24 protein-coding genes are annotated in these 25,006 nt (G+C 39.7%); 4 read left to right on the top strand and 20 right to left on the bottom strand.

Annotated features, from left to right (window positions below; all coding sequences use genetic code 11):
• Positions 1-4: 4 nt before the first annotated feature.
• Together DWW10_RS16045 and DWW10_RS16040 are read right to left on the bottom strand one after the other, a co-directional pair.
• Positions 5-211, bottom strand: a complete 207-nt coding sequence (locus DWW10_RS16045) for a hypothetical protein (protein WP_118421832.1) — start codon at positions 209-211, stop codon at positions 5-7.
• Between the two features lies 1 nt (position 212).
• Positions 213-476: a hypothetical protein gene (locus DWW10_RS16040; protein WP_118421831.1), complete on the bottom strand. Its 264-nt coding sequence runs from the start codon at positions 474-476 to the stop codon at positions 213-215.
• Between the two features lie 253 nt (positions 477-729).
• Between DWW10_RS16040 and DWW10_RS16035 the strand changes: the two genes are divergently transcribed.
• Positions 730-1,224: a hypothetical protein gene (locus DWW10_RS16035; protein WP_118421830.1), complete on the top strand. Its 495-nt coding sequence runs from the start codon at positions 730-732 to the stop codon at positions 1,222-1,224.
• 613 nt (positions 1,225-1,837) lie between these two features.
• Here DWW10_RS16035 and DWW10_RS16030 read toward each other — a convergent pair.
• From DWW10_RS16030 to DWW10_RS16010, 6 genes are all read right to left on the bottom strand, one after another.
• Positions 1,838-2,281 (bottom strand): N-acetylmuramoyl-L-alanine amidase, encoded by a 444-nt coding sequence (locus DWW10_RS16030; protein WP_118421829.1) that lies wholly within the window; start codon positions 2,279-2,281, stop codon positions 1,838-1,840.
• Positions 2,282-2,286: 5 nt separating this feature from the next.
• Positions 2,287-2,382, bottom strand: coding sequence for a smalltalk protein (locus tag DWW10_RS26085; RefSeq protein ID WP_149934701.1), 96 nt, complete (start codon positions 2,380-2,382; stop codon positions 2,287-2,289).
• Positions 2,383-2,485: 103 nt separating this feature from the next.
• On the bottom strand, positions 2,486-3,001 hold the full coding sequence (locus DWW10_RS16025; RefSeq protein ID WP_118421828.1) for an HU family DNA-binding protein: 516 nt from the start codon (positions 2,999-3,001) through the stop codon (positions 2,486-2,488).
• Positions 3,002-3,163: 162 nt separating this feature from the next.
• Positions 3,164-3,409 carry a DUF4248 domain-containing protein gene (locus tag DWW10_RS16020; RefSeq protein WP_118421827.1) on the bottom strand — a complete coding sequence of 82 codons (246 nt, stop codon included), beginning with the start codon at positions 3,407-3,409 and terminating at the stop codon, positions 3,164-3,166.
• Between the two features lie 54 nt (positions 3,410-3,463).
• On the bottom strand, positions 3,464-5,278 hold the full coding sequence (locus DWW10_RS16015) for an AAA family ATPase (protein ID WP_118421826.1): 1,815 nt from the start codon (positions 5,276-5,278) through the stop codon (positions 3,464-3,466).
• A 155-nt stretch (positions 5,279-5,433) separates the two neighbouring features.
• Complete coding sequence (locus DWW10_RS16010) at positions 5,434-6,483, bottom strand: DUF7833 domain-containing protein (protein ID WP_118421825.1); 1,050 nt, start codon at positions 6,481-6,483, stop codon at positions 5,434-5,436.
• Positions 6,484-7,162: 679 nt separating this feature from the next.
• Between DWW10_RS16010 and DWW10_RS16000 the strand changes: the two genes are divergently transcribed.
• Genes DWW10_RS16000 through DWW10_RS15990 form a run of 3 tightly spaced genes read left to right on the top strand, consistent with a single transcriptional unit; the run spans position 7,163 to position 10,344 of the window.
• Positions 7,163-8,329: a glycosyltransferase family 4 protein gene (locus DWW10_RS16000; protein WP_118421823.1), complete on the top strand. Its 1,167-nt coding sequence runs from the start codon at positions 7,163-7,165 to the stop codon at positions 8,327-8,329.
• Between the two features lie 12 nt (positions 8,330-8,341).
• Positions 8,342-9,205, top strand: a complete 864-nt coding sequence (locus DWW10_RS15995; RefSeq protein WP_118421822.1) for a glycosyltransferase family 2 protein — start codon at positions 8,342-8,344, stop codon at positions 9,203-9,205.
• Entirely contained in the window at positions 9,202-10,344 is a 1,143-nt protein-coding gene (locus DWW10_RS15990; RefSeq protein WP_118421821.1) for a glycosyltransferase family 4 protein, read from the top strand. Before DWW10_RS15995 ends, DWW10_RS15990 begins: the two co-directional genes overlap by 4 nt.
• Here the strand turns inward: DWW10_RS15990 and DWW10_RS15985 are convergent.
• Genes DWW10_RS15985 through DWW10_RS15930 form a run of 12 tightly spaced genes read right to left on the bottom strand, consistent with a single transcriptional unit; the run spans position 10,341 to position 24,896 of the window.
• Positions 10,341-11,951, bottom strand: coding sequence for a phosphoethanolamine transferase family protein (locus DWW10_RS15985; protein ID WP_118421820.1), 1,611 nt, complete (start codon positions 11,949-11,951; stop codon positions 10,341-10,343). The genes DWW10_RS15990 and DWW10_RS15985 overlap by 4 nt on opposite strands.
• Positions 11,952-11,953: 2 nt before the next feature.
• Positions 11,954-12,841, bottom strand: a complete 888-nt coding sequence (locus tag DWW10_RS15980) for a glycosyltransferase family 2 protein (RefSeq protein ID WP_118421819.1) — start codon at positions 12,839-12,841, stop codon at positions 11,954-11,956.
• Complete coding sequence (locus tag DWW10_RS15975; RefSeq protein ID WP_118421818.1) at positions 12,838-13,809, bottom strand: glycosyltransferase family 2 protein; 972 nt, start codon at positions 13,807-13,809, stop codon at positions 12,838-12,840. Before DWW10_RS15975 ends, DWW10_RS15980 begins: the two co-directional genes overlap by 4 nt.
• Entirely contained in the window at positions 13,806-15,260 is a 1,455-nt protein-coding gene (locus tag DWW10_RS15970; RefSeq protein WP_118421817.1) for a lipopolysaccharide biosynthesis protein, read from the bottom strand. Before DWW10_RS15970 ends, DWW10_RS15975 begins: the two co-directional genes overlap by 4 nt.
• 6 nt (positions 15,261-15,266) lie before the next feature.
• A complete protein-coding gene (locus tag DWW10_RS15965; RefSeq protein WP_118421872.1) occupies positions 15,267-16,403 on the bottom strand; it encodes a glycosyltransferase family protein in 1,137 nt (378 codons plus the stop codon).
• Between the two features lie 20 nt (positions 16,404-16,423).
• A complete protein-coding gene (locus DWW10_RS15960) occupies positions 16,424-17,545 on the bottom strand; it encodes a glycosyltransferase family 4 protein (RefSeq protein ID WP_118421816.1) in 1,122 nt (373 codons plus the stop codon).
• 5 nt (positions 17,546-17,550) lie between these two features.
• Positions 17,551-18,777 carry a glycosyltransferase family 2 protein gene (locus tag DWW10_RS15955; RefSeq protein WP_182021432.1) on the bottom strand — a complete coding sequence of 409 codons (1,227 nt, stop codon included), beginning with the start codon at positions 18,775-18,777 and terminating at the stop codon, positions 17,551-17,553.
• A 19-nt stretch (positions 18,778-18,796) separates the two neighbouring features.
• A complete protein-coding gene (locus DWW10_RS15950) occupies positions 18,797-20,260 on the bottom strand; it encodes an O-antigen ligase family protein (RefSeq protein WP_118421814.1) in 1,464 nt (487 codons plus the stop codon).
• 22 nt (positions 20,261-20,282) lie between these two features.
• Positions 20,283-22,448, bottom strand: coding sequence for a GumC family protein (locus DWW10_RS15945; RefSeq protein ID WP_118421813.1), 2,166 nt, complete (start codon positions 22,446-22,448; stop codon positions 20,283-20,285).
• A gap of 6 nt (positions 22,449-22,454) precedes the next feature.
• Complete coding sequence (locus DWW10_RS15940) at positions 22,455-23,294, bottom strand: TolC family protein (protein ID WP_118421871.1); 840 nt, start codon at positions 23,292-23,294, stop codon at positions 22,455-22,457.
• A 43-nt stretch (positions 23,295-23,337) separates the two neighbouring features.
• Positions 23,338-24,510, bottom strand: coding sequence for a sugar transferase (locus DWW10_RS15935; RefSeq protein ID WP_118421812.1), 1,173 nt, complete (start codon positions 24,508-24,510; stop codon positions 23,338-23,340).
• A 26-nt stretch (positions 24,511-24,536) separates the two neighbouring features.
• A complete protein-coding gene (locus tag DWW10_RS15930; RefSeq protein ID WP_182021430.1) occupies positions 24,537-24,896 on the bottom strand; it encodes a response regulator in 360 nt (119 codons plus the stop codon).
• Positions 24,897-25,006: the final 110 nt, after the last annotated feature.

The raw sequence follows: 25,006 nt of genomic DNA, 5'->3' as shown, positions 1-25,006 counted from the left end.
TTTTTCAAGAGTTCTTATTCATGAAATATTCAATATCAAACCAAGCGTACACTCCCGGCAAGTGTATCGCCTTTCGTTCATCGTCCGTTTCTTCTTCCATATCGAAGCAGATTTCATTATTCTCTATATGCATCAGGCAGTCATATTGCTGTAACAATGCAGCCAGATCTGTGAGAAATGCCCGCTCTTTACCTGTCAGTTTCCTGTCCATATTACAATTCTTTCATTACCACCGCTTTTACAGTTTCTCCTTTTGCATTTAGTATCCTGACTATTTGTGGGGGCTTTTCATCATCACTCAGCAGCTTCGCGCCAAGTTGTGTCAGTGCCACATGTCTCATGCGTGCCGCTTCCAAACTATTCCGTTTGAAGCTCATCGCCAGGCTGACGGTAGGTCTGCTCACTTTAAATACCTTCATAAGGTGAGTATAAGCTTCACCCTTCTTTTTAGGATTTTCCCATTCTATTTTCTTCATACTATCAATGGTTTAATTGTTCGTTTGTTATCATTCTTTCTTGTTATGGGTTTATTTCTTTTTCTCCCATGTTAAGTCTCTTTCATCAACCGCCTTTTTTCTTTTTCATATTCCCCTCTTTGGTTATTGTTTTTATGCGCCTTTTTTTGTTTCTTTGTGCGTTGTAAACGTTTAACCTGATGCAAAGGTATACAGTATTCTGTACCAAACAAAAGGGGATGATAATTATTTTTACAGTAAACTGTATTTTTATATGCTAAATGAGCTCTCTGTGCGTTTTCTGAAGGTATTGGAATTCCTGATTGATAAAAAATATGTGTCTGATAATAAAGATTTTGCGTCAAAAATATCAGTCAGTGCTTCTTTGATTACAGAAATTTCAAAAGGAAGGAGTAATGTTGGATTGACGGCTATCCAAAACACTGTATTAGCGTTCCCCATTGATTCAGATTGGCTCCTTACTGGCCGTGGCTGTATGTTCCGTGATAGTGAAGAGACAGGAGATGCATCAGGTTCTCTTCAGACAGACTTCTTATCCGTACCTGAAAGTGCTTCTTTTTTATATAGGATGTATAAAGAGAAAGACGATGAGAATAAATCCCTTATAGAAGAGCTTGGTGGTTTGAAAGAACGTCTCCGGCATTTTGAATTCGAGCTATCGCAATATGAGTCACAACCGGAAAAGTATAAGGAGCGTCATCCGGTTTTAGCCTCGTCGGAGACTGTGATACCTGCTACTATAAAGTAACACTTTGCAGCCGACTCCGACTCTGCCGCTTCTGCTATTGTCTTTTTGAACAGATTGTAGATTCATGTGATAATTAATCTGCATACCTTGTAGCGCACACTTTTTCATCACAATAATGCCATCTAAAACGTATATGGTGACTCAAAATCAATCAATTATATTAATTTTATAGTCTATTCTTTCTCTTGCGGTGCTATATTATCCCCCTGCAAAAGTTCATTTAAAGCGTTTAAAGATACTGTGCCGAAAGAAATATCACTTCAAGAACACTCCGCTTTTAATGGTAAAAAAGTATCCCCAACTTTCATCTTGGTAATTGATCGAGACATAATTGTCTTCCCAACTAAGTATCCCCAACAGTATCCTCAACTCCTCATTTAACACTTATGGTATTTTGTACCCTTATCCTCCTTTTGCTTATTTCTGTATTTAGCGATAACAATGTAGTCTGGTGCAACCATTCGATTTGATTTCATTCGTAAGAGACTATTCTGTTTAACTTGTTGATTATTAGCTGATATTTCTGTTTTTCTCTCTCCTGAGTTTATATACAGAATGTTTTATTTCTTTTATATGGCACATAGGATAGAAGAATAATAAAGAAAAAGAGGTGTCACCACCTCTCTCCCTTCACTTCAAAGCATGGACACTCCTTCGTCCACTCCATCGGCTCCACCTCTCCATTTCCATTTACATCCGGACTCAAATCCCGATGTCCCACCACCCGTGCATCCGGATAATCCATCTTCAACGCCCGCACCAGTACCCGCAACGAATGTCGTTGCCATTCCGTCCGGGTGTCCTTTGCCAGCCCGTGACTGTCCAGTCCACCCTCGTAGCAGATGCCAATCGAGTGAGCATTGTACCCACGCACGTGGGCACCAACCCTCTCGACCGCGCGTGTGGACTTGATGTCACCGTTACGGCGAACGTAGAAATGATAGCCAATGCCATCAAAGCCACGAAGGCGGTGGGCGGTGTCCAAGTCGTGCTCGGTAAAGGGATGGTCCTCACGGGTGGCACTACAATGGATGACGATTAAATCAATCCTTCTCATACGTATTACAAATTCATCGCATTCGCGCTAAAAGCGCCTATTACGGCCGAAGCCACCGCGATAATTACCTTCAAAATCTTGTCCCAAGTCGTTTTTTTCATAAGAGAGTTTTTTTAGTGATTAGCGATAAATGATAAGCAGGCTGCGCAGCCTTTAATTTTTAATTCTTTAATTTTTAATTTCCCAAGCCTCCGGCTTTGGATCCTATCCCAGCGGATCATCTTCAATCCCGCCGTCGCCGCCATCACCGCCGGAATTTCCGCCACCGGAATTTCCACCGGACGAGCTGCCGTCTTCGGACACTAATTCGAAGGTGATATTATTGGCGCCCCCTCTGGTGCTGGCATTGCTGTCGTTCACCAGACGTAAGGTGTTGGCCACCTTGAAACGGATGTTGACACGTTCAATATTCTTCACCGTGCAGTCCTTCGCCGCTTCGGTGGCGCGACATTTAAAGGTGGTGTGGAAAATCCCGAAACCGTCCAGGCGGACGCTGTTACCGTCGGTCATCACCTGGCGCATCTGGCGCACGATGGCTTTGCCCACGTGTACTACGTCCTCTGCCGACATTCCGCCCAGGGCTTCAATGTCCTGTGCGATGCGTTCAAGGTCGAAGATTTTTGCATCTTTCGATTTGCGTTTCAAGGTGAAAACCATTGGAGAATCTGCATCTCCGATTTTTTTGTGGCGCTGTGTGCGCACTACTAAAGCGTTTGACATGTTGAGTAATGTTTTAATCGTTAATAATTAATTTTTCAACGTTGATGCAACAAAGATACAGCATGAGGCAAGGGAGAAGGGACGTTAAGGGACGCTACAGGACGTTACGGGAGAATAAGGGACGATAAAGGACCATAGAGTACGGAAAAAAAGCGGGGAACCCTAAGGTTCCCCGAAAACATTGACGATGAGTTGTACTTGTGCAGGCGTATAATGCCTGCTACCGCGCTTCATACCCGTGGCCAGCAAACGTTGTTCCAGTCCCGGAGCTGTGCGTATCCATTCGTTGAATTGCTTGACAGCGGTATGCTGGCACACCCCGCGAATGTAGCACATCGCCAGTTCGCCTTTCCCGTAAGTGCGTATCGGGAAGTGGGCGTCAAGGCGTGAATCATCTTCTTCTTTCATGCGTTAAAGTTTAGGTTATTTACTGCTTTAAAATATGTACAAATATACTGATTTTTAATCGAATAAACAACCTTGATCGGGATTGTTTTTTAACCAATTTTCGTTGTCGAATTTGGTGTTTACCGGTCCCGGTTTGTCGCCGTCCGGTCCGTGCACAATGTCTTCCTCGCAAGGCCAGTAGCGTCCGTTGATGCGGTTGTAGACGAACTTGGCATGGGTATAACCGCTACCCAAGTGCTTGAAACGGACTTTGTCGATGTAGACGGTGACGAGTTGCTTGGCATCGTCGCGGTTCACGCAGAGACAGTAGTCGGACATATTTCCGAAGTTGGCCGAACCGTTGATGTCGTTCATCTCCACCCGGCGCAGTTCTCCGGTGGCGGTGTTGCGGTTCATCTTGCGCGGGTGCGCCACGAGAATGACCAGACATTTATGTTGCGCGGCGAAGCGTCCCAGCTTGCCCAGCAGCGCGGTGATGTACATCAGTTCCGTCTGTCCCGGCTCCAATTGCTGGTCCAGGCGGTTCAGCGGGTCGATGACGAGGATGCGCACTCCGCGGCGGTACACCAGTTGGCGGGCTTTCTCCAGGATGTGGTCGATGGTGTAGGCCTCGGTGCCCGGCAAGATGTGCGTCACGTTGGTTGTCAGCCAGTTCACGGCGTGGTTGTACAGTTCTTCCGTCATGCCCGGACCGGGTCCGAATTGCAGTCCGGTCAACTTTTCAATCAGCTTGGCGTGATGGTAATTGACCGGCAAGTTTTCGGGGCTGAAGTAGGCTATCTTCCACTCATGGCGCAGGCAGAGACGCAGGACAAGTTCGTCGACGAATTCGGATTTCCCGTGTCCCGCCATTCCCGATACCACTACGTTCCGCCCCGTTTCGAAAGTGCAGTTCGCATCAAAGTTTTCCCACCCCGTATCGGCACCGCGGCACAGTCCGTTCTCAAAGAGCGCACGCAGGTCTTCCCGGTAGTCCTCGGCGGTGAATACGCCTTCCAGCGGAATTTCTTCGGCTTGTGCCAGAGTGATGAGAAGACTTTGAGCGCCATAAAGAACTAAATGTTCATTGGCGTCCTTGCATCCGGGACCGAAGTGTACCAGGCGGCAACGTTCCGCTCCCAGGCGGCGGACGAGTTCATGGCGTAGCGATTGTCCGGCTCCGTCCTCGTCGGCAGCGATGTAAATCACTTTCTTTGGTTCGAAGTGCGTCTCCACGAACCTGTCCATCCATGTGAGGTTGCTCTGTGCACCGGCGGGCACGGAGATGACGTCTTTCCGCCCGGCACTCATGAAGGCGCAGGCATCAAATTCGCCTTCGGTGATAATGCACTCCGGAGTGTCGGCAATGGCGTCGATATTGTAGGGAATAAGTTCGGCGCCAGTCACCATTTTGAAGTGTTTCAGTGCACTGCGGTATTTGGTGTTGATGAGTACACCGTTCTCGAAGTAATTGAAGCAGAGGCAATTCTCTATTTCATTGCTACCCGGTAGTTTGATGCATTCTTCAGTGATGCGCAGTTCGGCGAGCAGGTGCTGGGCGAGACAGCGTTTTTGCGTCCAGTATTTTTCCAGCTTTTCACTCAACTTTGCTTTTGCGGGGTCGAATGTGGGGCGGCGGAAGTGCGAGGGCAGTTGGCTGGCTTTCCGGCGTTGTTCCTGGCGTTGTTGACGTTGGCGTTCTTCGGCATCGTCGGGCACGTAGAGTTTGTAGCCACAGTGATGGCAGTAGCATACTCCTTCGCTCAGGTTGACGGAGAGCGATTTGTCTCCTTTGTGTCCGCGGGTGTCGTTGCACTGGGGGCAGATGGTTTTGATTTTGCCGCTGTTGCGGCCTTTGGTATCGATTCCGTACTGGTGAAAGTTTCTCATTTTAGTTGAATTGTTTTTAAGTTTATTTTTTTGGTGAATGTTTTCTAATGCCGCACTTCAACGCCCGTGATGCCACATTTCGCGGGTGCCGATGCCACACTTGGACGACCACGAAGTGTGGCATTTGCCTTGCTGAAGTGTGGCATTGGAGACGTTCAGGTGTGGCGTTTACTCCGCTCAGGTGTGGCGTTTTGTGAGTTCCACGAATGCGTTGCCTCGTTCCAGAAAGCAGTTGCATCCGGTCGGGGCGGAGCATCATCGGGAATGGGACAGCCCAGATAGGTGCGTCGGCCGTTGACGAGCTGTTCGTAGCGGTGGAGGTCGGGTGGGGCGGCGGACTGCTGCCGGGCGTCGATGGCAAGAAGCGTTGCACGCAGGGCTTGAGCCGTTTGTCCGGTCTTTGTGTAGTTGACGAAATAGCGACGTGCATCGCTCTGCGTCAGCAGGTCATGCCACTTGTCGTAGATTTCAATATGCCGTTTGAAGCAGCCCATGGCCTCTTTGATGTGGCACATCAGCAGCGTTCCGTAGTCACTTTGCATGCAGACGGCTTCCAGCCAGGGCGTTCTTTCTGTCAGTTCGTCCACCAACTCCTGCCAGGGGCGTACGGGTTGCAACGTCGGTTGCGGCCGGCCGGAACCATCGCAGACGGTCAACGAACTGTGGCGGACGATTGGAAAATTAGCATCATCATCAGCAGCAGTTTCTTTTTCTTTTGCTGATGATGTTATTATATCTTTTATATTCTCTTTAAATGAATCTGTTGTTTGTTTTGTGGATTCTCTGTTTTCCAGTGAGTTAGCGGGATTTTCAGCTTGAATTTCTGAATTATTCCCGGACATTTTTTGCTGTTTTTCGTCATTTTTTGGCTTGGAATCGGTCAATTTTCCGTCATTTTCCGCCATTTTTTTCTCTCTTTTTTTCACGGGATTCAGTTCTTTGGCGGAGAAATATCCGTCCTCTTCGAGTTTGAAAAGTTCGTATTCCAGAATGATTTTTGTAAGGTAGGCAAAGGATATTTTTTTGCTGCTGCAGAAAGGGCGCAAATATTCCAGTTGCGCTCTGGGTTCGGGCAACAATGCCAGCTTTTCAATAATAATCCAGTAAGCGCCGAGGCCTTTCAAGCCCTCTTCTTCGGTCAAGTTCCTCATTCGGGGATCATTCATGGCCATAAGCGAATGCTGCAGATAAAAGTTTCTTTTCATTTTTACACCATTGATTAGATTAAATATTATGGAAAAATTCTTGCGTAAAGCGGAGTTGCTTGTGGGGGCGACGGCGTTTTTTCGTAGGGTCTTCCTTTTTTTTGACGGTGCAAAGATAAGCACTCGATATTCTCAAATAAGCCAATTTAGGTACGGTGTTTCTTTGATTTTTGTATTGATATATAGCAAAGTACGTTTCCTGAACAGTCAAAAAACGTACTTCTGCTAAATGATGTTAATGAGGACTACTTTTTTCCTTTTTTCTTGTTTTTCAGAGCTTCTTCTATTCTTTTGATCATATTCTTAATGGGATCTAACTCTTTGAATTCCCGAAAACTGGCGTCATTGTCTCTTTTGTATAAAGTCTTGAGAACTTTTTTAAAGATTTGGGTTAAAACTAATCTTTTGTCTGTGTGTGTGGTTACGCCATCGAATATCCATGGTTTACTGTCTTCAACCTGGACGGTAAGTTTGAATTTTTTTCCATAATAAACATTTTTTTTAAAACGCGGCAAAGGTAATGTTTGTCAGTCGGTATGTTCCAACTCTCGGACGTTTTTTTCACTATATTCATCGGTTATGAGTATAGAAATGTCTTTAAAATAGGGAATGTTCAAGAAGAAATCTTATATTTGTACTCATATCTCAAGAAAAAGGCTAAAATAAGGAGGTCGTATTCATGAAATTAGTGTATTGTATTCCTACGTTGTACATTTCCGGTGGTATGGAACGTGTTCTGACGCTGAAAGCAAATTATTTGGCAACGTTGCCAGGATATGAAGTTACTATTATTATTACGGATGGTGGGGACAAGAAGCCCTATTTTCCTTTGAATCCTTCCATAAAAGTTAAGCAGTTAGATATAAACTTTGAGGAAATGTATCGTTATCCATTTTGGAGACGTTTTTGGGTGTATAGGAAAAAGCAGAATTTGTTTAAACAACGGTTAGAAGCGTTTCTGAACGAATACAAACCGGATATTACAATTTCTATGTTGCGCCGTGAAATCAATTTCTTAAATTCTCTGACAGATGGTAGTATCAAGGTGGGTGAATTGCATATTTGTAAGCTGCATTATAGAAAGGTACCTAAAAATTATCTACCAAGGTGGATTGGAAAATGGGTGGAAAATTACTGGAGTGCACAGTTAGTTAAAGAATTGCGTAAACTTTCTGCTTTTGTTGTGTTGACAGAGGAAGACAAACAAATGTGGACTGAAGTGAATAATGTGTGCAATATTCCTAATCCTGTACCTTTTCTGCCACAAATAAAATCTACTTGTGAGGCAAAGCAAGTGATCGCTGGTGGACGATATTTCGAAGAGAAAGGCTTTGATTTGTTGATTCTGGCATGGGAAAAGGTGGCTAAAGTTCACCCTGATTGGGTGTTAAGAATTTATGGTGATGGGATGATGCGTCCTCTGCTTCAGCGTATGATTGATGAACGTTCTCTTACTGATCAATGTGTACTGGAGCTTCCTGTTTCTGATATAGAAGAGAAATTGAGAGAGAGTTCTATTCTTGTATGTAGTTCTCGTTTTGAGGGGTGGGGGATGATCTTGGTGGAAGCTATGGCTTGTGGATTGCCTGTGGTGTCATTTGCCTGTCCTTGTGGTCCACGTAATATCATTTCAGATGGTATAGATGGCTTCTTGGCTGAAAAAGAGAACATAGATGATCTTGCTGAAAAAGTTTGTTATTTGATTGAACATGAGGATGAGCGTAAACGAATGGGACGTCAGGCCGCGGAATCTGCTCGGCGTTATTGTATAGATATAATTGGAAATCAATGGCGGAATTTGTTTGAATCATTACTTTCTCATCCTATGCAGGATAGAGATAATTAATATAATTTGATTATGAGTTGGTATAGTCGTTATTTACAGGTTTATGAGAAAAGTTTCGATGAGGTAGCTTTTGCTGGAATAATTTCGGAGGTACGTTCAAATCTGAAGAAACTCCAGAGCAATCACCCTTTAGTAACAGTCTCCATTATTGCTTATAATGAAGAGAAGCATTTGCTGGCCTGTTTGTGGGCACTGAGTGAGATGAAAACTCACTATCCCATTGAAATCATTGGTGTGAATAATGATTCAAAAGATCGTACCGCTGACATTTATCATGCTGTTGATCTGCCATTTTACACAGAGTTACAACATAGTTGCGGGCATGCTCGCCTTTGTGGACTAATGAATGCGCGTGGAAAATATCACATAAATATTGACGCAGATACACTTTATCCTCCCACTTATGTAGATGCTATGATTGATGTTATGGAGAAGCATCCTGATGTGATGGGGGTTAGTGCGACATGGGGATATTACCCTGATAAACAGCATTCGCGTGTTGGACTCTACCTATATACACTTTCTCGTGATTGCTATTTGTGGTTGCAGTCTTTCAAACGTCCGGAACTTAGCGTCCGGGGCCTGGTGTTTGCATATCGTACAGAGGAGGCAAGAAAGGTTGGCATTCGTACCCACATCATTCGTGGTGAGGATGGGGCACTGGCATTCGGTCTTCGTAAATATGGGCGTCTTGTCTTTCTTAGAAATTCTAAAGTGCGTGCAGTAACAGGATATGGAACAGTAGGAGGGGGCTCCTTATTGGGAAGTTTTGGGAAGCGGATGCGGCAAGCATTTGCGAAAATAAAGCATGTATTTACATCTGCTGAGGAGTATAAAGATGAGGAATCAAATTTAATAAAGAATACTGAGCAATGAAAATAATCTATTTATTTCCGGCTTTGGATACAGTGGGGGGAGCTGATCGGGTTATTACTGAAAAGGTCAACTACTTTGCAGAAGTTTTTGGTTATGAGATGTACGTAGTAACTGCGCATCAGAATAATGTGCCATTCTTTTTTCCATTATCTCCCAAAGTTAAACATATTGATTTAAATGTAAACTTTAATAGGCAATATGGATTGCCGATTTGGAAGCGCGCCTATGTTTATCTTACATTACTGCACGAGTATAGGCAGAAGTTGAAGAAGTTACTGTTTACCATTCGTCCAGATTTTACTATTACAACTATTAGCCGTGATATTGATTTTCTTCATTCTATACAAGATGGAAGTAAAAAAATAGCCGAGGCCCATATTGCCAAACCATTTATTCGTAATCTGCATAAAATGGCCAATGAAGGATTTGTGTATAAAATAATAGGAAAAATATGGACGCATAAGCTTGAACAGGCTATAAAGAGTTTTGATGCCTTGGTTGTGTTAACCCAATATGATGCAGAGAGTTGGCGAAAAACTAAAAAAGCAGTTGTGATACCCAATTCTATGCCTTTCTATCCTCAAGAAACTAGTTCTTGCATGTCGAAGAAGGTTATTAGTGTTGGTCGATATGATGAGCAAAAAGGATATGATATGCTGATTGATGCATGGGAAGTTGTGTATCGAACTTATCCGGACTGGCATTTATTCATTTATGGTGATGGTGTTTTAAAAAAAGACTTTGAGCAGAGTATTAAACAGAAGCATCTTGAACAAAATATTATTTTATGCGCTCCGGTGAAAGATATTGAACAAAAATATCTGGAAAGTTCCATGTATGTCATGAGTTCACGTTTTGAGGGATTTGGTATGGTATTGATAGAGGCAATGGCTTGCGGACTTCCATGTATTTCGTTTGATTGTCCGCACGGACCATCGGATATTATTAAAGATGAGATAGATGGTTTATTGGTTGAAAATGGGAATGTACAGTTGTTATCACAGAAAATATGTCGTTTGATTCAAGACGATACTCTGAGACAACAGATGGGAATTCACGCGAGAAAAAATGTATTACGTTACTCTAAAGAGAACATAATGCAGCAGTGGAAAGATTTGTTCGAACGGTTACTGCATTAATTATTTAGTAAACTTTTTTTGTTTTCGTAATCTTTTGTCTGGATACCACAAATATCCATAACTGTATGAATGATATTTGCTGTGTTGAAAGGTTTATTTCTTGCACCTTTCATCCGTTCGATTATATCGGAATGTTTTTCTTTGAAAATGTCAGATGTCCATATCTGAAAAGGAATTTCCTGCATAGGGAGGCTTGGGTTATATAACCCGTGACCACACATATTGCGGGTGTCGTAAACTTCTTCACCATGATCGGGAAAACTAAAAACTATGGCGTCCTTGTTTTGGAAGCGTTTTATTATTTCATCACAAACAAAGTCATTGTATAATACTGTATTATCATACTCAGCGATAGTGCGTTTCTTTTCATTACTCACATTTTTTGTGATATCATTGATACTGAATTTGCTGAATTCAGTGGGATACCTATTAGTATAGCGGCGATGTGATCCCATTAGATGTAAGCAGAAAAAGGCTTTCTCATGAGGTTGTTTGAGTTCTTGATCTAATAGTGTTAATAGCTCTCCATCGAAATAGCCATATCGTTCTTCTGAAGCATGCCGTTGATGAGAAAATTTGACACAGTCGGAAGTCGAAGCAATACTTGCTGTGGAATTATCATCACCTACTGTAAAACTGTCTTGATTAGAGAGCCAACAGGTATAGTAACCAGCTTGCCCCATTACAGCCGGAAGTGTATGATATTGGTACCAAGGTGCTGTTGAACTATCATCAAAGAAAGTCATGATTTGTCGGATGGATTCTGATGTAACAGTACGAGGAGTTCTTACGCTGTCAAATTTTAAAGTTTCGTTATTTGTTATTCGTTGGCTTAATTTGGGGGTGGTGGGCAATTGGTAACCGTAAGCATCCATATGGAGTTTGGAAAGAGATTCCCCTAATATTATTATTATATAAGGAACTTCAGAGGAATTACTAATGAGAACTGGAGCATCTTGTTTTACCAGCTGAAGGTATTTACTGTATTCGGCTCTGTCATGCATTGCATTTTGTGATGAATGCCAGACGCGTTCTATACCAGTCAATGCTTGGTAAGAAGTCATATGACGTATATGCGTGATGTAATATGTAAGACCGGCGTATATTAGGAGAGTTAGGGTACAGGTCGGTATTAAGATTGCTTTTTTGTGCAACCATGCAGGGAGAGGGATATTCAACAGCTTCTTATAATAATAGAAAAGTAATATACCAACGATTAATATAGAAAATAATACCATACATGTATGTATATCAAAATAGGAGACAAAAAATTCGGATGCTTCTGAATGGTTTGTCTCCATAGTAACCATAATGATGGAAGGAGTTATTAAAGAATAAAAGTTTAGTAATAGGAAACTTTCTATAGCAAAAAAGAAATAAGCTATGAATAAAACAATTTTTGTTAGATTGATATGAAACAATTTATGTATATAGTGTATAGCCAGTACCGTTAATAACGTTACACCTGCTCCATTGATGAGAGCAGCTCCAAGTCGTATAGGCATCATTAGCCATATCTCATTGCAAAGATTATAAATGACTGCCGTTAAGGTGTTTAATATAAATAAAATGCAAAATATTATAAATGAGGGATAAGTTTGTTTCATACTTATGATTTCTTATATTTTGATATTATACCATTAATTGTGCCGTGTAGTACAGCTTTAGATAAGTTTAGCTCCCCATGAAGTAAATATAATAATGCTTTTTTAGGGGCAGCTATACTGAAAATATATATACAAGATAATAGCTTTCTAATACCGAAAAAATTCTTACGAGCGAATAGTATCCGGGCACGTGAAAGATAAAATTCTCTCAGTGGCGACCCTTTTTTAGCAGTCATACCTTCTTTATGATAAACTACGGCAGTCGGTTCATACCATAACCTATATCCTGTATGTAATATTCTTGCGGACCAGTCAAATTCTTCATAAAAAAGGAAATAATCTTCACTCATGGGACCTACTTTCTGGAGTACCTCACGAGAAACCATCATTGCGGCACCATGCAATGATGCTGTTTCACAAGCTTCATGATAGCATGGTTGGTCTTTGTCATTATATCCTATAGCACTATTTCTCAGAGTAATATACGAGAATGGAGTGAAGCCTGCAAATTGCAAAGTATCAGGAGCGTAAGCATACTTTAGCATCGGAGATACTCCGCCGTTTTTCTTATCACTCTCCAGCCTTTGTATTAATGTATTTAATACTGGAGCTTTAATTAGTGTGTCGTTATTGATAAAAAACAAGTACTGTCCTTTTGCTACACTCAATCCTGCATTATTTCCGCCTGCAAAACCAGTATTTGCATTTTTTATTACTACAATATCAGGATGTTTTTTTTGTAATTCTTCATCTTCCGGCATATGTGAGCCATTGTCTACGACAATGATTTCGTATGGGTATGTTTCATACTTATGAAAAGATTCTATCATCTCACAAGTATCGATGAAGCCATTATAATTGACTGTGATAATAGAGACAATTGCTTTCATTCTTTTTCCTTATTTTTTTGAGAGAGGTTATGAGAACGTTTGAACCAGAATACCAACCAATGCCTGAAAGTAATGTATTTATTAAAAGATAAACGTCGGAAACGACAGGTTGTTTCTATTTTCTCTAGAAAACTCATTCTGTGGGCATTCCATATAATGGCATTTAAAGTTTGCCATAGATATCGATCTATAATAGAACTCCATTCGGGATGTTGTTGACTTAATAATAGAGCTTTGGAACATACGATACTGTATCCCTCTATGTTACGCATACTGAATTTATTGGTCATAGTTGAATTTGACCGTACTCTGCGTTTAAAGAAAGTTTGATTGATGTATGCAACTTTTTGTGCATTTAGGTGAATTTGTATTACAAAAATATGATCTTCATGAATGATACCTGCAGGGAATCCATTGAAATATTTCTGAATGAATGAATGACGGGTAAAACATAGGCAACATGAAGCTGAAAATATATATTGCTCTAATTCATATTCTAAAAGTTCTGTACCTTTCCATATCTTGTCACTGATTTTATCTTTTCTGTTATAGCCTGGTAGATAGGCGGATGTTTCCATGATTTTCTCTGCATCGAAGAAAACAAAATCTAATCTTTTAGACTCGCAAGCATCATAACAATGTTGTAATGCCGTTGTGTCTAATATATCATCACTGTCCATGAAGTAGATATATTCTCCGGTAGCATATTGTAGGCCATGATTACGTGCTACCCCTTGCCCTTGGTTGGGTTGTATATGCCATTGAATTCTTGGATCACAAGCTGCATACTTTTCAATGATATTCTGACTTTGATCAGTGGAGCCATCATTGATGAGAATTATTTCCAATTCCTGTAAGGTTTGATTGCAAATACTATCTAGTGCTTCGCGCAGATAAAGTGCAGTATTGTATATTGGCATAATGACAGACACTTTTGGGAGGACAACCGTTAGGATCTTGGTATTCATTTTCTTCTTCTGTTTAAGATATTTCTTATTTTTGCAAATATATCATATTCTTTGGTGAACTGTATGTATACGATCCACAAAATGAGGCTAATAATTGCTTTAGAAAATAAGGATAGAATGATGTTGTAATCTTCGATAAGTCTTGATACAAAATATAATGTGCAGCCTATAATACAGCTTAATATTGATGGTGATAGGAGTTGGCGATAACACAAAAAGAGGCTTCTGTGAAGCATAAAGCGATATAATTGCCAGTAACATTGTATGAAATTTAAACAAAATGAAATGAAAACACACCAAGCCACAGCTTCCAATGAGTGAAAATAAAAGATCCCAATGAGGAGGCCAATTATACTTGTTAATGCAGAAAATGCTCCACAAATAAAAAGTCCTCGAGTATCATTACCTGCTTGGTAAAATGAGCCTGAAGAAGATAATAATAACTGTAAACCTACAGTGAGTGACAATATTTGGAAAACAGGAATGGAAGGTAGCCATTGTTCTCCAAAAATACATAAAATAAGTTCCCTGGCACAAAAAAGAAGTACTATACTAAGTGGAAAACCGATGAAAGCCAGTAGACGCATAATACGTTCATGGGTATGTCCCAATTTGTTCATATCATTTTGATAATCACTCAGGATAGGGTGCATTACAGGAGTAATGATATATGTCATATTTTGCAAAGGAAGCATCATCAGACGATATGATTTTTCGTAGTATCCAAGTGGTGTTAGCCCCATATATTTTCCGATTAAAAGTTTATCCAGATTACGGGTGAAGTAGTTTACAATGCTGAAAAGAAATTGATACATGGAGTAATTCCAGATTTTTCGAACACTTCCTATTCCCAAAGTCCATTGAAGTTGTTGGGGATATTTTTTCAATGAAATTATCCAAACAAGTAAACCGGATAAAATTGGTTGAATAACCAATGTATATAAACCTACTCCCTTAATAGCCGCTAAAATGGATAATACTCCTGCTATTACTTGTACAATGCATGTGCGAAATGCGATGAACTTGAAATCTTTGTCTCTATAAAATAAAGCATTGGGCACAATAGAGGCGGCAGTAAAAAAAAGGCAAATAGATAATAATTGGCAGATGAGAACAAGTCGGTTGTCCTGATAAAAAGTTGCAATGCTCCATGAAGATAGGAAAAATAACACACTTAATATTCCTCCTATCCATATTGTAAACATATATATGCTATTCATATCCTTATTTGTCAACTCTTTATTCTGGATAATGGCGGCAGGTATGCCGATATTGGCAAATATGCCAAAAAAGTTGATGATAACGGTGGCTACAGCTACGATGCCAAAATCATCCGGACTTAACAGACGTGCCAATATAGCTGTTATTATCAAAGAAATGACAATGCCTGAATATCTGGCGATTGCCGTATAGAATACTCCCGAAAGCATTTGCTGTTTGATACTTGCCATAAGTTACTATATATTTTGTGAGGTCCGGAATATCCGGTCTTCGTACACCTTTTTCATTTGCTCTTCCCACGATAGATGTCGGATAGAATCTCTTATCGCTTGCGGTGATACAGATTGCGAACGGCAAAAAGATATTAATTGCGGAATGTTGATAGGGCTTTCGTCAGCAACGGCTTTTAGTACATAAGGCATTTGGTCGAAGTCCTCGTCTGTCTCTGAATAGATGAAGGAAAAACCTCGTGCAGCATACTCTCTGTTTTTTAATGTTTTAATATTGTATATTCCACTACGATGGCGAGCTAAACTGCCAATAGCAAAATCTGCTTGTTCAAAAAGAGCATTTAGTGCTTCACCGTGTTGTGCTCCATACAAAATGACGTATGGTTTCAATCCGTATTTACGTATGGGAGTTCTAATTTCTTGATTTTCTCTTTCACCGGTAATATTACCTACAAGGTGGAAATAGACTTTGTATTCAGGATGATTACTATAGTATTCTCCCAGCCCTTTGATTAAACGGTCGAAGCCATGCCAAAAGTGTATTTCGGCCACACCTATTAGATGCAGTTCTTTTTTTAAATCATGTACAGTTGTTCTTAGTGGGATATTGCTGAAATCTATGCCATTAGAAATCCGTATAGTGCGACGGCCGAAAATCTCCGTATCATTGGAGAAAGTTACAATGGCATCGATATATTTGCAAAATGTATGGCGAAATAATTTGTCGGTATACAATTGTATCTTCTCTTTGACTGAAAAATACTCTTGATCGTAAGGATAGGTTGGTATTTCCAGGAGAATTTTCACATTCCTTTTCTTTAATTCTTTCACAAAATGTATCGTGAAGGGATTGGCATTGTGATAGGAACGTATATATATGAGTGATATGTTTTCTTCTTCCACATAGCGGATGATAGGGTGGAAGGATATGCGTTTTTTTAGCTTAGCTATAATGCCTTTACCAAGATTTGTTAGTGTCTTATTATCTATTAGCCATTGTCTGCTCCCATCAGGTGCAACTTCATAATAGCAAGTTCGGATGTCCAAACCGCACTTTTTCAAGGCATTCACCTGATACTTTATTTTTTTACTGATTCCGTTGTACTCTTGAAAACCGTAAAAAACGAGAAAAAGAGCTTTCATATTTTGCTGATTAAACAGGTTCATAATCTCAGACTGTGGTATAGTTGGACTAATTCATTAGCAGTCTTTGCCCATGAAAACTGTTGTGCCCGAAGCAATCCATAATTTCTTTGCTTCAGATATAAAGTTTCATCTACCTCTAATCTTAATAACATATTGGCGATCTCTTCCGGTTTGTATGGGTCGACGGCTAATGCACCCGGACCGGAAACTTCAGGCATTGCGGAAGTATTTCCGATAATGATGGGCACTCCACACGCCATCGCTTCTATCATTGGAATACCAAAACTCTCACGGAGTGATGGGTAGAGGAATGCAAAAGCTGCATTATAAAGTGTTGCCAAGTCATGGTTGGCAATGTAACCTGGATAATATAGATATGATTTAATATCAGAGATTCCCTCTTGCTGTAGCAAGTTATCAATATATTCTTCTTTCAAATCAGCGATTAGAAGCGGTCGCTTTATGCCGGACTGTTGCAGATATAGACTATATGCTTTCAAAGTACGCACAGCATTCTTTTTAGGATCGGTATTACCGAGAAAGAATAGGAAGTCCTTTTCTGGAATATATTGGTGGACTATACGCATATCAATTTTATCCTGTGGAAAAAAGTGAGTATTATATCCATTATATATTGCTGTAATACGTTCTGTTGGAATATTTAATGCTTTACGGATACGATTACATTCAAAATGTGAGACCGTTATTATTTTTTTGCATTTCTTTAAAATACGTGGTACTATGATTCGACGATAATGCCAACCTAATTCCTGATAAAGGGAAGGACTTCGGTGTTGTCTCGGTTCCAAATAGATTATATCATGCAGTGTCAGAACCAGAGGTACGGGACACCACAAGGGAGCTGTGTTTGAAGTACAATGAAGTAAATCGACTTTTAAACGTTTTAGTACACGCGGCAACGCTATCTGTTCCCAAAGAGGATAAGTTGGACATTTTAGCTCTATGATGGATAGATTTGTCGACTCTTCCAAGCAGCGATCTTCCCCGGGAGCGACAATAATGTAATATTCATTACCGTCGTCCCTTTTCTGCAATTCACGTATGGTTTCTAATGCAACAAAGTCCATACCGTGTTTATTGGGGCGAAAAATACGTTGCGCTTCAATAGCTATCTTCATGTTTTCTATTTATTTTCAGACTCTTCTGTCTTTTTGTCTTTGGGAGTTTTCTTTTTTTGGAAGAAACGTGTAATATGACTAAATAGACTTGCAAATACTAAGATTGGCAATGCCCATATGGAGTGTTTGAACCGTTTGTTTACTTCTCCATCCGGTAGCGCCATTATAAATGTAATAATAATGACACCCAAAAGGGTATACCATTTAAAGCTAAGTGTCCAATCAAGGAGGGTAATACCAATGGCACATAAGGTGATAAGAGCTATAAGTAGAAAGCGTGACGGCATTAACCATTGGAAAAGTTTGAGAGCGTAGTCCCATTCCCCTTTAAGCAGAGTTATCGGCAGTTTTTTTAGTGCGAGGATAGTACTGCTATACTGTGAACGGAGCCAACCAATACGTTGGGCCTCATATCCATTGGCACTTTCTTCTTTCTTACTATAACATACTACTTCTTCCATATATTCCGTGTAGATGTTCTGTTGTAACAGTGCTGTTTCCATCGCTTTACTTAAATCAGAACCTTTCAGTTTAGGTGCTATTTCATGGAACATTGGAAAATCAAATGCCATAGCTGAACCTATTAATGCAGAAGAAAATCCCATGCGTGTATGCGCTTTACGGAAGATATTATTATTAATTTCTTCACTGGTGGCATTTAATACGGCAATACTGGTAGTTAGATTTTCGGTCATTCGGTGCGCCTGGATAGCATCGCATCCGGAATAGTATGCATTGTTGAACAAGTTTAATGCATTAGGAACAATTCGATTATCAGAATTAAAAATAATAACCATATCGTACTCTGCAGGAGAATAACGCTCCATAACTTGCTGGATAGCATAAACTTTCGTGCATTGTTCTTTATCGGGAACAACAATGTTAACTGGCATCTGAAGCAGAGTTACTAAATCCTCTTCCGGCAATTGAGTCGCTGCAACGGCTATGTCATACTTATCACGTGGATAAAGTTGAGTATCCAAGAAACTATTTATAGAGTGAATCACTTCTTTACCATTACGTAATACTGTAAACAATACAAGAAAACGGTGGTGTACTTTAGCAGGAGGATAGGGATTCTTGTATTTCCCCAACGAAAAAAGTGCACATACAAAAAGATATAACACTGGAATGCTCAGCAACAAGAACAAAATGGCATCTGCAATTTGTAAAGCATTGTTGTTTTCATCTACCCACCAATCGGGATTGAATATGGAAAAAATCTCGCTCATGATATGATATTACTTGTTTTTATATTGATTTTTCTTGAGTAATCTGTTTGTCTATATAAGGGCCGTTCATAATGAATGCTAATGAAGCAACTATGAGAAAATCGGTAGGAGCTGTGTTCATAGCTTCGCCTGTATAGCCATTAACCCATATTCCGAAGACTCCACAAGTTAAAGCTGCCAGTATATGATGTAATTCCTTGTTCTTGATGCGGAACATGACAATGTAGCAACATCGGAGTATCACTACAATTAATATGGCAAGGTAAAGATTCAACCCCACATAACCGGTTTGTATCCATATTCTTACATAGTAAGAGTCGGGTGGGAGAGTTCCTTCTTCATATAGATCTCCTTTCTTCCACAACTTAGGAATACTTTCATCTATACCAACTCCCCATGGATGATTTTTTAGATATATTGCAATTTCTTTACGGTTTTCGGAACGAACATTAAAAGATGCATCTTCTGTAGGACGAAAAGAGGTTCTCATGCGTCGTATAAAAGAATTTCCTTCTCCAATATTAGTAAATACAAAAAATGAAAAGATGAATATACCGACAAGTGCCGTAGTTGCAAATATTTTTATATTTTTGCAGAGGAGGCAGTAGAGTGCGCTTCCAGCTATAGGAATTATAATAGCACCACGCGTGCCGGACATAAACATACCGATTAACCCCATTATCGCTACAGCTAAGTAAAAGTATAATAATCGTTTGTTATGTGTATGTATACCGATAATAGCATATACAGTTGTTATAAGTCCCATACATGCCCCAAAATTACTGGCATCAGTAAAAATGGAAAAATAGCGGATTCCTGTATTTATTATATGTGTTCTCCAGCTTTCAGTATCCACAAGCCACTCTCTTTCGGCATAATCGAAACCAAAATGTTTCTGGCACCATAATTTGAAAAATGCGATTGTAACGAATACTCCTACAGTTATTAATCCTATTTTTAATGTTCTGGGTTTGTCAGCCAGTAAAGATGAGACTATATAAAGCACAAATGTCTCCAATATCATGATGCGAATTCCTTTTGTGATACCTTCGGATTGTATTCCCGGATTTAAGAACTGAAACAAAATGAACAATATCCAAGGAATATAACTAATGGTCAATATATTTATGGCATTCGTTAACTTTATGTCTGCCTTACTTCGAAGAAAGGAGAAAAGTATGGATATCGCCATGTATACCAAAAGTATATCTAGAATTACACTTAACCCTGTTGTGCGTGTATAGCGCATTATTGCGATAAAAAAGAACGAATACGTGGCATATATTAAATAGCTGAAGCGAGGAGCTTGGAGTCCATAAAATAATATAATAGCCGCTAAGGGCATGCTAATAATAATAGCGGCAATTAATAGTTTTTGAGTAATGATGGCATATGTAATAGCTATTAACCCCACCAACAGTACAGAAACAAGTACTGCTTGTGGAGGCAATTCGCGAATGGGGTATCGGCTGTTATATGCCATTATTCTATTCTCTTTTAAATTGTTATTTTACTTCATTTTTCTTAGATGTCAGACCTAGTTGGGCCAACCTGCTGAAGAATGAGTGAGTTGGAGTTTTGGGAGGCAATTCGCCAGTGAAAGACTCCACTACATCTCTATCAGCATTATTCAGATAAAGCATAAATGGAGTATCTTTCAATGCTTCTTTAATAGGAGCAATCGTTGTTTTATCACTATTACGCCATAAACGACAAGCATTAGCCACTAACAGATTCACATCAGCTTTTTGAAGCACAGGTAAAGGAATAGCAGCATCTTTGATAGGAGGGTATTCTACTAAGATAATATCTGGTATTTGTTCTGCTTCGTTCAAATTCCAAAAGTCTGATAATTGCTCTGCTTGTACATATTTACTACTGCTTGCTTCAAAGTCAACATCATAACATACTAAACGTACACGCAAGCCTTCTGATTTCCAATATTCCATAAAGTATTTAGAAAGAAAAGACTTGCCCTCACGGCTGTTTACACTAATCAAGTTGATGACGTTAGGACGATTAGGGGATAAATATTGATTTAACCGATGACAACTGTAAGCAGCAGCAATACGATTACATACTTTCAAGAAGCCACGGAATTTTAAATTACTAATGCCATTGAAAGCAGCAATTACAGGTAAGCCAGTGAGGCGTTTACTGCGAATCGGGTCACGCAGAGTACGATCTAATAACTCAATTAGCAAGAAATAGGTTATGATAAATACAATACTTCCTATAAGGGCTAATAGAATATAAAGCATGCGGCTACGCCCATTATCTGTTAACGGAAAATCGGGTGGAGCTACTGTTTGCAAATTACTAGTACTCATCTCTATATTTTTCAGGCGCAGATTTGCATCAGCTAGCCCTCTTAACTGGGTACGGTAATTATCTTCCGCAATGCCTATTGCACGTTCTTTTCTATTAACCTGTGTTCCGATTGGAGACATGTGGCTATATTGATCAAATATTTCTAACTGGCGTTTCTTTAATACTTCGCGCTCAGCTTTGGCTTTAGCTTCATTTATACAGGCTGCCAACCATTCTACCACCATATCTTGAATGCCAACGCCTTCTTTGGTGAAATTGAATTCATTTAAATTGTCTGATATATGACTGATGTTATCTTCTGCTTTTTTTAATGCCTCTTTTTCCTTCCGTATGTTCTCATCTGTAGGCATAGTATCGTCAGAAGTGAAAATTTCTCGTTCCATGATACTTTGATTCAAAGCACTAACCTTGTTTAGTTCTTGCAATAGATTTGTATTATTGCGAATGATCTGGGCCCGTATATCCATTTTATCCTCCAGCATGTTACGTAAGCTTACTGCAGATTCATAGATACGTTCGGCTTCTTCCAAACGATCTTCAACTTCATAACGAGTTCCCGCTAGTGCTTTTGTCTCTTCTGGATAGTTAATGATACGTTCTTGTACATTATAATGCATTAAATCATCTTCTTCCTCGTTCATTCTTTGTTTAGCAAGTCGAACTTGTTCCATGAAATAGGCAATAACATCATTGGTAGATTTATATCGAAGAATTTCATATGCCTTGATCAACTCATCTATTAAAATGGCAACAGTCTTTTGAGTAATGCCCGGGTCTGCAGACGTATATTCAATTTCAAGTATATCACTATTTCCAACACGTTTTATTTTAATGCCATCCAATGCTGCTGCACTATAAAATGCAACAGGACGATTGAAAATTGAATATATGAAATTATTATTATCTGGTTTACGATAAGCGGTTAGATTAGCTAATGTCTTTTCAACATCTTTTCGGTCAACTAATGCCAACACTTCTTTTGGGGTAATTTGGAGTAATTGTCGATAATGCTTGGCTTGGATGTATTGGTTATCTTTCCATTCTTCACCAAAAGTTAACGAGTTTGCTAATAGACGCAAAGATACTTTTTCTAATGTTCCGCGTGACTTACCAAGGTTGACTAGATTATCAAAAGTACTATTTATAACCATATAATTAATAGAAGAACCATCAAGGGAAGTCGAATTGGTTACGCCGGCATAGATACTACTTGTCACAGTGTAACTATATGGTAGAAATTGGGTGAAGTAAATTACCAATCCTGTAACAAAAAGAGTTCCCCATAATAACCAGTAGCGAATACGGTATAGGAACTGTGATATGAATAACATTATATCCATAGGGCTCTATCTTTTTTCTTTTAAAATTTTCACATTAGTCAGCATCTCTAATAGCACAATCGAATTGTGTAGGGCTACTCGGCTTTGTTCGTAACTAGTTACAGCACCTGCACGTCGTGAACGCTCTAAAGAAAGAGAAATGATATCCATCTTTCCCTGTATAAAATTATTTTCAGAAATTTTCATTTGCGCGTTATACAAAGCTGCAGTTTCTGCTTTTGCTCTAATTGTGGCTAATTGTTCCGTTACTGCATTGTATGCCTCTAATACGCGTAAACGTCGATCTTCCATAACCTCTTCTTTGGTATACTGTAATTGTTCTATCTGGTAGCGATAATCTTTTAATTTTAATGGACGATTTATAATATCGCCGAGACTAAAACCGACGTTGGCTCCTACATTAAAGTTATGTTGTGCACTTGACATTGTTGTTTGATACATAGGGGTAAATTCATCACTGGCGTTACCAATGACATTGTATCGGCCATATGAATACATACCATTAAGACGGAAATAGTTCCACCAACTTCGTTTTTCTAATCGGTATTTAGTCTTAACTTGTTCTACTTGCGACTGGGCTCTTTTCACAGTAGCATTTTCAACTACGGCGTCCAAAAAAACAGAAAGTGGAGGAAGTTCTAATTTCTCTATTTCTATAGGTGCGTTTTTGGTAATCAGCCCTATTGTATTAGCCTCTATTTTCTCATCTTCCATTTTTAGCCTTTCCAAAGCTTTGATACGTTCCTCACGCGTCATACTCTCTTGTGATGATGCATATGGTGAAAACGCGCACAATCCGATAAAGGATATGCAGCAAATTACAATTTGGGTATATTTTCTTATCATTTCTCTTATTTGCAATTTAACAATTCTTATTCTATTGTTATAGTTATACATTTTCTTTTTGGACAAATGCAGTTAGAGTTCTGAATAAGATCTTCATATCCAGCCAAAACGAAAAATCTCTTGCATATTTAATATCCAGCTGTTTTCTCTCTTCAGCAGACATTTTGCCGGTTCCACCCCGTTTTTCAACCTGCCACAACCCTGTTAAACCTGCTGGAGCCATAAAGCGATCTATATAGGCATCACTGGTCAACAATTCCGCTTCATAGAGTGGAAGTGGCCGATTTCCAACAATACTCATATCGCCTTTCAATACATTGAATAACTGTGGCAATTCATCAATGCTGTATTTACGGATGATACGTCCTATACGCGTTACACGTGGGTCATTTTCCAGTTTGATGAACGTATTGTTCAGAGCCTTTTCTTTCTTTTTCGCGAAATCTTCTTCGGAAATCACAAAATCATCCGAAATCAACAAACTTTCTTCTTCATCCGGTGTTCCAGAAAGGTCGTCGAAGCGAATCTCAGGGGCTTCGTCAGAACTTTCAACCTCTTCTATTTGATATTGATTGAGGGCATTTAATTCCTTCAACCGCTTATCCGCATTAGTGTACATGGAACGGAATTTCAGAAAGTCGAAAATCTGATAATTAGAACCTACACGTTGCGATTTATAAATAATCTTTCCTTTACTTTCTATACGGATTGCAATGGCAGTTCCTATCAATACAGGAGAAAGAATGATGACGGCTGCACTTGCAAAAAGTACATCAAACGTACGTTTCCATAAAGGTAGATGGAAAGTGTTCAGTACTTTACGGTGCGTTTCGCTAAATTCTTTCAACTTACTCTCTTTGCGGGCTCTGAGGTATGTATTCATATGTTGAATACTATCTTCTTCGGCATGCGGTGGAAGGGTGTTGTTTACTCCGGCTTGCAGATAAGCTTTCCGGTTTTCGGATTTCATCTCTTCGGTTACTAGAGTGATGTAAACCCGGGGATAACGCTTACGCAAATAGGATATCTCAATACAGTCTGCCTCGCGCGTCCCTGTTTGTTCGTAAAGAATGGATATGTTATACCTGTCTCGGATGCCATCGATTACTTTAGCCGCTTTCTGGGGAGAAGAGACGGCAACGAACATACCTCCTGTGACTTTGCTCAGATGATCGATAATAATCCGATTATTCCCTATATAGATATAGTATAACATGCCCTCTATGTGTATTTGTTGTTGATTCAGATGAACTTTTTGAGACGTACTTTCAATTCCATGGGATTGAAAGGTTTTAGGATGTAGTCTACTGCACCTTCTTCAAGCAAACGGATACGCTCAGTAGTACTTTCTTCACTTGAAAGCATCATAACGGGGATATGTTTGAAGAGCTCATTGTCCTTGAGGTATTTAAGAAACTCTGAACCGCTCATTTTCGGCATACGTATGTCTGATATGATCAAGTCGGGTTCATTACCTTCATGTAGCCACTCAATTGCCTTCAAGGGATCTTCGCAGTATACAAAATCATACTCTTTTCCCAAGTACATAGAGAGCACTTTGCCTATAGAGGCTTTATCATCTACTAATAATATCTGTTTCATTATTGCTATTTATATTATTCTGTTACCTGCTTTGTATATTATAAGTTTTTTGTTCATAAAAAAAACTGCTTTCTTTATGGGCTTTACAAGCGATGAAGGCAGTTTTATCT

Origin of the sequence: Bacteroides intestinalis, assembly GCF_003464595.1 — a bacterium.
Taxonomy (GTDB): domain Bacteria; phylum Bacteroidota; class Bacteroidia; order Bacteroidales; family Bacteroidaceae; genus Bacteroides; species Bacteroides intestinalis_A.
Note: the sequence above shows the minus strand (reverse complement) of the source record. Positions and strands in the feature narration are given on the sequence as shown.

What these genes read in the sequence shown, in the direction of transcription:
- DWW10_RS15935 (WP_118421812.1), bottom strand. Translation starts at nt 24,510, where the DNA reads ATGTTATACTATATCTATATAGGGAATAATCGGATTATTATCGATCAT.
- DWW10_RS15980 (WP_118421819.1), bottom strand. Translation starts at nt 12,841, where the DNA reads ATGAAAGCAATTGTCTCTATTATCACAGTCAATTATAATGGCTTCATC.
- DWW10_RS26085 (WP_149934701.1), bottom strand. Translation starts at nt 2,382, where the DNA reads ATGAAAAAAACGACTTGGGACAAGATTTTGAAGGTAATTATCGCGGTG.
- DWW10_RS16025 (WP_118421828.1), bottom strand. Translation starts at nt 3,001, where the DNA reads ATGTCAAACGCTTTAGTAGTGCGCACACAGCGCCACAAAAAAATCGGA.
- DWW10_RS15960 (WP_118421816.1), bottom strand. Translation starts at nt 17,545, where the DNA reads ATGAAGATAGCTATTGAAGCGCAACGTATTTTTCGCCCCAATAAACAC.
- DWW10_RS15990 (WP_118421821.1), top strand. Translation starts at nt 9,202, where the DNA reads ATGAAAATAATCTATTTATTTCCGGCTTTGGATACAGTGGGGGGAGCT.
- DWW10_RS16010 (WP_118421825.1), bottom strand. Translation starts at nt 6,483, where the DNA reads ATGAAAAGAAACTTTTATCTGCAGCATTCGCTTATGGCCATGAATGAT.
- DWW10_RS15995 (WP_118421822.1), top strand. Translation starts at nt 8,342, where the DNA reads ATGAGTTGGTATAGTCGTTATTTACAGGTTTATGAGAAAAGTTTCGAT.
- DWW10_RS16040 (WP_118421831.1), bottom strand. Translation starts at nt 476, where the DNA reads ATGAAGAAAATAGAATGGGAAAATCCTAAAAAGAAGGGTGAAGCTTAT.
- DWW10_RS15985 (WP_118421820.1), bottom strand. Translation starts at nt 11,951, where the DNA reads ATGAAACAAACTTATCCCTCATTTATAATATTTTGCATTTTATTTATA.
- DWW10_RS15950 (WP_118421814.1), bottom strand. Translation starts at nt 20,260, where the DNA reads ATGGCATATAACAGCCGATACCCCATTCGCGAATTGCCTCCACAAGCA.
- DWW10_RS15970 (WP_118421817.1), bottom strand. Translation starts at nt 15,260, where the DNA reads ATGGCAAGTATCAAACAGCAAATGCTTTCGGGAGTATTCTATACGGCA.
- DWW10_RS16000 (WP_118421823.1), top strand. Translation starts at nt 7,163, where the DNA reads ATGAAATTAGTGTATTGTATTCCTACGTTGTACATTTCCGGTGGTATG.
- DWW10_RS15965 (WP_118421872.1), bottom strand. Translation starts at nt 16,403, where the DNA reads ATGAAAGCTCTTTTTCTCGTTTTTTACGGTTTTCAAGAGTACAACGGA.
- DWW10_RS16045 (WP_118421832.1), bottom strand. Translation starts at nt 211, where the DNA reads ATGGACAGGAAACTGACAGGTAAAGAGCGGGCATTTCTCACAGATCTG.
- DWW10_RS15975 (WP_118421818.1), bottom strand. Translation starts at nt 13,809, where the DNA reads ATGAATACCAAGATCCTAACGGTTGTCCTCCCAAAAGTGTCTGTCATT.
- DWW10_RS16020 (WP_118421827.1), bottom strand. Translation starts at nt 3,409, where the DNA reads ATGAAAGAAGAAGATGATTCACGCCTTGACGCCCACTTCCCGATACGC.
- DWW10_RS15940 (WP_118421871.1), bottom strand. Translation starts at nt 23,294, where the DNA reads ATGATAAGAAAATATACCCAAATTGTAATTTGCTGCATATCCTTTATC.
- DWW10_RS15945 (WP_118421813.1), bottom strand. Translation starts at nt 22,448, where the DNA reads ATGGATATAATGTTATTCATATCACAGTTCCTATACCGTATTCGCTAC.
- DWW10_RS16015 (WP_118421826.1), bottom strand. Translation starts at nt 5,278, where the DNA reads ATGAGAAACTTTCACCAGTACGGAATCGATACCAAAGGCCGCAACAGC.
- DWW10_RS15955 (WP_182021432.1), bottom strand. Translation starts at nt 18,777, where the DNA reads ATGAGCGAGATTTTTTCCATATTCAATCCCGATTGGTGGGTAGATGAA.
- DWW10_RS16035 (WP_118421830.1), top strand. Translation starts at nt 730, where the DNA reads ATGCTAAATGAGCTCTCTGTGCGTTTTCTGAAGGTATTGGAATTCCTG.
- DWW10_RS15930 (WP_182021430.1), bottom strand. Translation starts at nt 24,896, where the DNA reads ATGAAACAGATATTATTAGTAGATGATAAAGCCTCTATAGGCAAAGTG.
- DWW10_RS16030 (WP_118421829.1), bottom strand. Translation starts at nt 2,281, where the DNA reads ATGAGAAGGATTGATTTAATCGTCATCCATTGTAGTGCCACCCGTGAG.